Source organism: Candidatus Venteria ishoeyi, from assembly GCF_030378065.1.
Classification (GTDB): domain Bacteria; phylum Pseudomonadota; class Gammaproteobacteria; order Beggiatoales; family Beggiatoaceae; genus Venteria; species Venteria ishoeyi.
On sequence record NZ_JAUCGJ010000056.1, the window covers coordinates 22,878 to 28,935 of the forward strand.

General features: G+C 38.6%; 6 protein-coding genes. All 6 read left to right on the top strand.

Translation table 11 applies throughout. From position 1 onward, the window contains the following. Positions 1–7: 7 nt before the first annotated feature. The 6 genes from rplT to QUF61_RS15695 all read left to right on the top strand — a co-directional run bounded on the left by rplT (position 8) and on the right by QUF61_RS15695 (position 5,439). Positions 8–367: a 50S ribosomal protein L20 gene (rplT, locus tag QUF61_RS15670; RefSeq protein ID WP_289682539.1), complete on the top strand. Its 360-nt coding sequence runs from the start codon at positions 8–10 to the stop codon at positions 365–367. A 543-nt stretch (positions 368–910) separates the two neighbouring features. Then, positions 911–1,639, top strand: coding sequence for a hypothetical protein (locus tag QUF61_RS15675; protein WP_289682540.1), 729 nt, complete (start codon positions 911–913; stop codon positions 1,637–1,639). A gap of 48 nt (positions 1,640–1,687) precedes the next feature. After that, complete coding sequence (locus QUF61_RS15680; protein ID WP_289682541.1) at positions 1,688–2,890, top strand: hypothetical protein; 1,203 nt, start codon at positions 1,688–1,690, stop codon at positions 2,888–2,890. A 43-nt stretch (positions 2,891–2,933) separates the two neighbouring features. Beyond that, positions 2,934–4,031 (top strand): trypsin-like peptidase domain-containing protein, encoded by a 1,098-nt coding sequence (locus tag QUF61_RS15685; protein WP_289682543.1) that lies wholly within the window; start codon positions 2,934–2,936, stop codon positions 4,029–4,031. 323 nt (positions 4,032–4,354) lie between these two features. Next, positions 4,355–4,741, top strand: coding sequence for a hypothetical protein (locus QUF61_RS15690; RefSeq protein ID WP_289682544.1), 387 nt, complete (start codon positions 4,355–4,357; stop codon positions 4,739–4,741). 26 nt (positions 4,742–4,767) lie between these two features. Then, complete coding sequence (locus QUF61_RS15695) at positions 4,768–5,439, top strand: hypothetical protein (RefSeq protein WP_289682545.1); 672 nt, start codon at positions 4,768–4,770, stop codon at positions 5,437–5,439. Positions 5,440–6,058 lie beyond the last annotated feature (619 nt).

Genomic DNA, 6,058 nt, shown 5'->3' on the forward strand with positions numbered 1-6,058 from the left:
TTTCGGAATGTCTAGAGTTAAACGTGGCGTTACCGCACGCGCCAAGCATAAAAAGGTACTGAATAAAGCCAAGGGTTATCGTGGTTTTCGCAGTAAGATATATCGCGTTGCCGTTCAGGCAGTCACCAAAGCCGGGCAATATGCCTACCGTGACCGCCGCCAGCGTAAACGCCAATTTCGCGCCTTGTGGATTGCGCGTATCAATGCCGCTGCCCGTGAACATGGTTTGTCTTACAGCCGTATGATTCACGGCCTGAAAAACGCAGGCATTGAAGTTGATCGTAAAGTATTGGCTGATTTGGCTGTGAATGAAAAAGCGGGTTTTGCCGCTTTGGCAGAACAGGCGAAAGCGAATTTGAGCGATTAATTAATTTGTTTTTGGCACAGTTAGTGAACTGTGTTTGAACATTTTGAAAACGCCGCATTTTTATAAGAGGCTGACTGGGAAACCAGAGGTATCTTAGAATTTGTGGCGTTTTTTGTAATTTTTAACTGGAAATTACTGTTTGTTTTTGTCAGATATGTGAAGAAGTTCTTTGACTTGAAGTAAAGGTTCTATATCTAGTACTTGACCGAAAACTCTGTTTATTATTTATATACAAAAGGTTATATATGATTTTTAAAATAAAGTTTTTGTGAATTTATATTTTAGATATAAAATATATAGCTGTTTTAATAAAATGGCTTTCTAATCAAAAAACTTTTTTTAAAAACATGTTAACCTAGTGTTTTATAAGTAAATATTAGTTCTCGATCAAGCACTGCCTAGTTGAGATGTATGGGTAATATGATGTAGCTATTCCAATATTTTTTTGCAGCATTAATGTGGATAGCTACCATTTACTTTTGACTTTGATAAAATAACCCTGTTCACTGATTTCTAAGCAAACAAATATTTGGAAATTTTGTCATGAAATATTTATTCTCAATTATAATCATCTCCATTTTAATAGGCTCTGCTTCAATTGCTACTGCTCAAGTTTGTGATAACAACTTGAAAGCCGTTGATAACCCGCTAACTGCCTATCAACTCCGTAGTCAGCGACGCTGTGAAGGCTACTACCGATCCAAAGTTTCATCAGGCAGTCTAGATATTGTTGGGTTAACTCATGGGCACTTGAGCTATGAGCTAGCTAGTGAAACAAGGATTCCACTATCTGCACCACTGGCGACTCAAGCTATTAATATTCGAGCAGTAGGAATTAAATTAAAAACTTACTATCGTATGGATGGAGTGATTCCACTAGGTAGTAAACTTGACTGGCCACTTAAGGATGTGGTATACCAAAAAAAACTGTCTGATAGGGAAGTAGGGCTGTATGGCTGGTTCAATGATGGAAAAAATAAAACCTATGTTCCGATTAATTTTGGAGAATCGGGTGATGTGGTGTTAACACTAAGGAGTTCAACCGATCTTAGTAAAGTGCAATGGCGTTTTGCAGAAACAGTTGGACAGGCATGTAGCACAATGGGTAAGTTTAAAAAAATAAAACAAGTAACTATTAAACGAGGTAAAGCATTCAAAATTTATTTACCGGCTAGTCCAACAGGTAAACTTTGCTTAGAGGTGGCGGGTAAAATAGATGGTAGTTCACGCTGGTTGAAATTGATCGAGAGAGTGCAGGTCGTCAGCCAATAAGTTATAAATTCTATGTATTAATAAAGATATACATAATCAAGGTCATGAATGAATAAGCCTGATGAACAGATTAAGCAACGTGACTTATACAAGCTTAGACAGTTGCTAAAAACGGAATATCATCAACATTTAGCGCATGCTGCTGATGCACTGCTGAATAAGGATAATCTCGAAGCGGCTAAACACCATTTAGCTTGGGCGAAAACGGCAGAAAAACTACTGCCGCCAGAGGATGCTAAGCCACATAGATCATTGTTTTGGCCAGTATTTATTGGTTTATTATGTATAGTGATTTTAGGCTTGACCGGAACATTAAGACTGCCGGGAGCAGAAGTTGCGATTGAGGTGGAAACCGACGGTTTAACTTTTCAATTATACAAGGGAATTAATAAAGAAGGCATCACAACAGCAAACAGTATTCAGTTACAAGTAAAGCAACTAGCCCTGAGTAATGTTCGTCATATTATTGACTGGATGAGCCAACCACCAGATGCCAAAGTTTTTTTGGATAAAATAGATCAAACAGGCGAAATATTTGAACTGTATTTACGCAGTATTAAAGATTCCAGCCAAAGTCAAATATATGTCACGCTAGAAGATATTCCAGCTAAAAGTGAACTTTCACTAAGAAGGCTTAATGATCATAATGTAGAATGGACTATAAAATATGGGAAACTACAAGGTTCAGTAGATTTTAACGCAGTGACATTAACCTTAGAATCAGATAGTGACGAATTAAAACATACTGCTGTGGGAGAAATTCCTGACACCCTGACCTTTCATACGGAAGAGGGAACTGGTGCACCTATTGTACTGCGAACAGATCAGGTTGATGACTTTCGATTACGTCAAATACTTATTGAAAAATTGTCTTTTGGTGAAGAAAATCCACCTGGAACAGGTCGGTTTGAATCTTTGGTGCTAGGTGGAAAGATTCGTTTGTTGCAGACAGGAAAAATTATCAAACTTGAAGAAGCAGACATATTAAACCTTACATTTTTTGAAAGTAAACCATTGCACCGGCGCGTAGAAATCATTAAAAACTCGGCGGGTAAGAAAATCAAAGGATTGAAATTAATTGCAGAAGGATATGTTAAAGGTATAGAGTTTGGCCCTCGAGGATTTGAGCGAGATTTGCGCCCGACCTTGTTAGAATATATTTATCATGAACAGCGGTTAGGTTTTTACTGGGGTTCTGCATTATTTTTATGGAGTTTGTTGTGGAGTATTAAACGGACGCTATTTCCTTAATATCTTGTTACACCATCTATCACTTACATCGGATTGACTGTCAATGATTAAATGGATTATCTCTCTAATATTTTCAGGAGTATGCGTTCTAGTCCCCTGGCATAGTAAGGCGCAAACTTCAACTGGTGATTATGTCACTGCATTGTATATGAATTCAGTTGTACAAATTACCAGAGGTGATACGGAGTATGGCTTTGGGGTTATTGTCTCTCAAGATAATGGTAAGTTGTATATTGTTACCGCTAATCATGTAGTGCGTAATTATGGGCCAGACGCATCCACTATGTCTGTTTATGTTCGCTTTTATCACGATCAAAAGGGAGTACCGGTCAAAGCAGAGTTGCTCGATCTAGTAAGCGATATTCATGATTTAGCGTTATTACGAGTTAATATACCAGCTAACCTGAACTGGCTCCCAAAAAATTATTGTGATGCTAATCAACAGAATGCTTATCAACCAAATGATCGGGCTTGGTTTATTGGGCGTGCCCAAAAATGGTTTGTGCCGAAAGATATCGAAGCTGGTGTTATTGGTGATACACCAGATTTTAAGGGGATGTTGCGTTATGCGACTAGCAGCGTAGAAGTAGGTACCTCTGGTGCGCCGTTGATTAGTAAAAAGGGACTAATTGGTATCATTACTGAAGATGATGTTAATAGTGTGCAAGCCGTTGATGTAGCGGTGGTAAGAAAATTTGTTGAAAAAGAAGGTGATTATCCATGGCAATTGGTACTTTCATGCGAAGAAAAACTTCCAACATTAACTATTATTCCGAATATAGATAATGCGCGTATTTACCTTAATGATGTGTTAAATGGAGAATTTAATCAATCCTCACCTTTTCAAAAAAAATTACAGTTAGGGGACTATAATGTGTATGTTAAAAAAGAAGGTTATGAATCCTTTAAACAGACAGTCAACTTAGGTGAAGATAAAAAAGTTATAGCGAAACTAAAACCAATGATAAGGGCAGGATTGACTACTGAAGAACAAGCTCAGGCTCTCTATGAATGGCAGAATGATATACGCTATTCAAGTAGCTCTTGGACGGTCGAAGGATTCCTTAAAAGATATCCAACGGGTAGTCATGTGCCAGATGTAAAGAGGAAACTGGAAGAACTTCGCGCACATGGTCGATAAATGGATTTATCTCTCTAATTGTTTAGCTAAAAAATATGATAAAGTATACCCTTGGAGGGTAAAATATGAAAATTATGAGATTCAGTGTTGGGGCAATGATATGTGTTTTGCTTAGTGCCTGTTCAGGCTTGTTAACTGAGCTAACACTTAAAGACTGTTATTCGATTAACTCTCTCAATGAGAAGCAGCGAGTGATCCTTGGTGTGGGAAATGGCAACCCAATACTTTTTGCTGGTGATGAGAAAATTGTTTGTGCATGTTACCGTGTTCGTAATAACCTTGATGAGGCTAGCCATTTAGCTGGAATTGGTGAAGGTGGTCGTTTGAGCGGAGCCAATGAGGATGGTCGTCTGGCTGGAGCCGGTGAAGATGGTCGTCTGGCTGGAGCCGATGAAGATGGTCGTCTGGTCGGAGCCGATGAAGATGGTCGTCTGGCTGGAGCCGATGAAGATGATCGTCTGGCTGGAGCCGGTGAAGATGGTCGTCTGGCTGGAGCCGATGAAGATGGTCGTCTGGCTGGAGCCGATGAGGATGATCGCTTGGCAGGAGCTAATGAGATTAGAAGTCTTTTAGGTGGATTCGCCAAATTTTCCTGTCGCATCGTACCAGAATGCTCAGGTTTTGAACTGCTTGGCTATGAGCCGAGCCATATTATGGTTCTTACCAATGCCGGTCAAAAATCTGTCCCAACAAGTTGTATTAATTGGTAGTTTTTACTAAAAACAAAGAGGTTATTATGAAAAAAATTTTTGCTGTTTGCTTACTTCCATTATTTACTCTCACAGGTTGTGTAAATGTTCCTAACATAAAACTTTCATCAGGAGACGCAAAGAAGCCATTAAATACCACTGAACTGCGGCATCCTAATGTCAAATTTACCTTTCAAGATACAGGAAAAACATATCGCTCAGGTTCTTCATTCACTCCACCAAAAACGATCGACTGTTCTAAACTTAATCTCAAACCAGATTCATTTGAGGATGCTATTGAAGCTGGAGCTCTTGTAGTGAGAATTGAGACACCAAAGCAAGTTAGAGTAAGAATCCAAACACCACAACAGAATCAACTTCCTCGCTTTTTTAATAAGCAACCTATTAATAATAAAGAAGATAAAGAAACCTATAAGGTTGTTAATATTAAACCTGTCTATGGTGGCGTGCTAGCACTGTGCAATGTTTCAGAATCTGCGACGGGGCCGGATTCTCGAAGTTACCGTATTCGTGGTCTCAATGACTATTTCGTCAAGGGTAAAGATGGTTTAGTCTCTGTTGTTGGCGCGGTATTAAATGGTGGGTTTGCATCTAGGGACTATTCTTGGATGCTTTGGCTGACTGATCGAACAGCAACATTCACCGACTATCACGCAGAGATGTCTAGACGTAAACTTCCAACAACACCTCCTAAATAGGTTGTTTGTCATTGTTCTTGAAAACAGCTTCAATATATTCACTTGAAGCTGTTTATTTTTGTAATACAGGCTAAATGCACTTAATAAAAGTATGTATGACGTGTGACGGTTCCAATAAGGTAGTGTAGGCAATCTATCATTACCACATTTTTTCTCTCTCTGTCATAATAAAATCAAACATAATTTTACAACTAAAAGCTCACCCCCTTGGGCAGCACGAAACCACATCCATTTTTGATAATTTTTAAAAATCTTTTTTTATCACAAAAATGGTTGAATTTTGTACTTCAATAACCTGTCAATTTAAGTCCGGCATTCCGGGGCGTTCACCTATGGGATAACCTAACCTGTCGAATGGGATGTCCGCTTTTGCAGCATCAAATCAGCTTCATTGGAGGATGACGCAATGCTTATCCGCCCTGTCATAGGAAGCAAAGCATTCCTGAGACCGTCAGACTATAGAAAAGACAACAACTTACGAAGACCTAAAAGGGGTGCTGATTCTATAAGATGTATTTTATAACCTATTGATTTATATGGAGTGGTATTTTTATATTTTATATTAAACATGAATTTTAGTGCTTAATATTAAAAACATGCCATTTCAAGTTATAAATTT

Excerpts from the sequence above, each read along its gene's own strand:
- QUF61_RS15695 (WP_289682545.1), top strand. The coding sequence starts at position 4,768 with ATGAAAAAAATTTTTGCTGTTTGCTTACTTCCATTATTTACTCTCACA.
- rplT (WP_289682539.1), top strand. The coding sequence starts at position 8 with ATGTCTAGAGTTAAACGTGGCGTTACCGCACGCGCCAAGCATAAAAAG.
- QUF61_RS15680 (WP_289682541.1), top strand. The coding sequence starts at position 1,688 with ATGAATAAGCCTGATGAACAGATTAAGCAACGTGACTTATACAAGCTT.
- QUF61_RS15685 (WP_289682543.1), top strand. The coding sequence starts at position 2,934 with ATGATTAAATGGATTATCTCTCTAATATTTTCAGGAGTATGCGTTCTA.
- QUF61_RS15675 (WP_289682540.1), top strand. The coding sequence starts at position 911 with ATGAAATATTTATTCTCAATTATAATCATCTCCATTTTAATAGGCTCT.